Raw genomic sequence first — 2,132 nt, 5'->3', positions numbered from 1 at the left:
TTTTTGGTTTCCGCCTCATCCTTTACGAAACCACGCCGGCGTCTGTATTCGTTCAACACGTCTCCGCCCGCCAACCTGACGTATTCGTGCACGACCTGGCTGTGCTGAACCCGTCCCTGCATCAAATTGATCATCTCGGCTGTCCAGCCCTCGCGGGCCTTGTTGGTAGCCTGGGTAGACCTGAACAGGTGACAGTAAACCCGCTTGCCGTTAAGTCCGGCGCGCCGGCATTATAAGTGGGACGCGTGTCCTGAAGGGATCCCGTTGGGAGAACCGCCTCGTGGCGGTTTACGCGGACGACGACGCCGAGGCGGACGGGTAAATGTGAACCTCGCGCCGCGTTGTGTCTGTGCGGCTTCTCGTCGGTTGACAGGGCGCTCGCCGACGCCTAGACTTGTTTCCATTGCGGCTCGGGGTGCAAGCGGAGGGCGGACGGACGGCTCGGGCGGCGGTTCCGCGTTCTGGGCATGCCGGCCGAAGTCCCGGCGCGCCGGGACTTGGTGAGGGTCCGATGGACCGTTTCGAGTATCGCGAGGGCGGGCTGTGGTGCGAGGACGCAGCGGTGGCGGACCTGGCCGGCCGCTTCGGCACGCCGCTCTACGTCTATAGCGCCGCCACCCTGCGCGACCACTACCGCAAACTCGCCCGCGCGTTCGCGGCGCTAGAGCCGCTCATCTGCTTCTCGGTCAAGGTCTGCTCGAACACGCACATCCTGCGCCTTCTGGCGGAGGAGGGGAGCGGGTTCGACCTGGTCTCGGGCGGGGAACTTTACCGCGTCATCCAGGCGGGCGGCGACCCGGGGCGCTCGTGCTTTGCCGGCGTCGCCAAGACCGATGAGGAGATCCGATACGCCCTCGAGCAAGGCATTCACCTCTTGAACGTCGAGAGCGAGGCGGAACTCGCGAACCTGGCGCGCCTCGCGGAGGAAACCGGACGGACCGCCCGGGCCGCCCTCCGAGTCAATCCCGACGTGGACCCGAAAACCCACCGCTACGTCACGACGGGCAAACGGGAGACGAAATTCGGCGTGGACCTGGAGCGGGCGGAACGCGTCTTCCGCGCGTTTGCCGGTTCGCCCGGCGCCCGGCACGTGGCCCTCGCCGGCATCCACATCCACATCGGATCGCAGATCCTCTCCGTCGATCCGTACGTCGAGGCCGTCGAGAAAGTGCTCGGCCTCGTCTGCCGGCTGCGCGGAGCGGGCCTCGAGGTGACGTCGCTGGACATCGGCGGCGGGTTCGGCGCCCATTACGAAGGCGGCGAGGCCCTCGATGCCGACGCCTTCGGCCGCGCGCTGGTGCCGATGCTCCAAGGCGCGGGTCTGGAGATCGTCATGGAGCCCGGCCGATTCATCACCGCCAGCGCCGGCATCCTCGTCACTCAGGTCCAGTACGTGAAGGAGGGCGGCGACCGTAAGTTTCTCCTGTGCGATTCGGGGATGCACCACCTCATCCGGCCGGCGCTGTACGGCTCGTACCATCACGTCTGGCCGGTCGAGCCGGGGCCGGACTTCGTGCCGCGCCGGCGCAGCCGCGATGAGAGGATGCCCGGCACGGAGGTGGTGGACGTGGTCGGTCCGATCTGCGAGTCGACGGATTTTCTTGCGAAGGATCGCCATCTGCCGCCCGTCGCTCGCGGGGCTTTGCTGGCCGTCTTCAGCGCGGGGGCCTACGGCATGGTGATGGCGTCGGAGTACAATTCATTTCCCCGGCCGGCGGAGGTGCTCGTCGAAGGCGGCGAGGCTCGCCTCATCCGCCGACGCGGAACCTACGACGACCTCGTCGCGCCCGAGAAAAACCTTTCGGACTAAGCGGGCCGCCTGCCGCCGGCAGGATGTTCTTCGGGTGGCGGCCTTCCTAGGCCGCCACCCGTCTCGCGGCCTCCGTGTTCTTCGCGGCGGTCCCGGCACGCCGGGACCGCCGCGCGATTTCTCAGACAGAGCACTAGCGCGCGCTGCCCGCCGCCGGCAGGACGACGTCCACTTCGGCGGGCCCGTCGCGTCCGAGGCGGACCTCGACGGTCCTGGAGCGCCGGTCCGCCCGGGCGGTGATGCGGTACGATCCGAAGAAAGCGCGGACGGCGATGCGTCCTTCCTCGTCGGTCCTTCCGGCGGCATCGGTCCGCCAGAGGTG

Annotated in this window: 3 protein-coding genes; 2 read left to right on the top strand and 1 reads right to left on the bottom strand. The window is 67.9% G+C overall.

Translation table 11 applies throughout. The features are described 5' to 3' along the window. On the top strand, positions 1–236 hold a 236-nt coding region (locus NTX40_03885), incomplete at its 5' end, for a hypothetical protein (protein ID MCX5648227.1). Positions 237–511: 275 nt separating this feature from the next. Continuing rightward, the gene (gene lysA, locus NTX40_03880) at positions 512–1,810 is read left to right on the top strand and encodes a diaminopimelate decarboxylase (protein MCX5648226.1); all 1,299 of its coding nucleotides are present in this window, start codon (positions 512–514) and stop codon (positions 1,808–1,810) included. 133 nt (positions 1,811–1,943) lie between these two features. Here the strand turns inward: lysA and NTX40_03875 are convergent. Further along, positions 1,944–2,132: hypothetical protein (locus tag NTX40_03875; protein ID MCX5648225.1), on the bottom strand; the 189-nt coding region annotated here is incomplete at its 5' end.

This window comes from Planctomycetota bacterium, from assembly GCA_026387035.1.
Taxonomy (GTDB): domain Bacteria; phylum Planctomycetota; class Phycisphaerae; order FEN-1346; family FEN-1346; genus JAPLMM01.
Note: the sequence above shows the minus strand (reverse complement) of the source record. Positions and strands in the feature narration are given on the sequence as shown.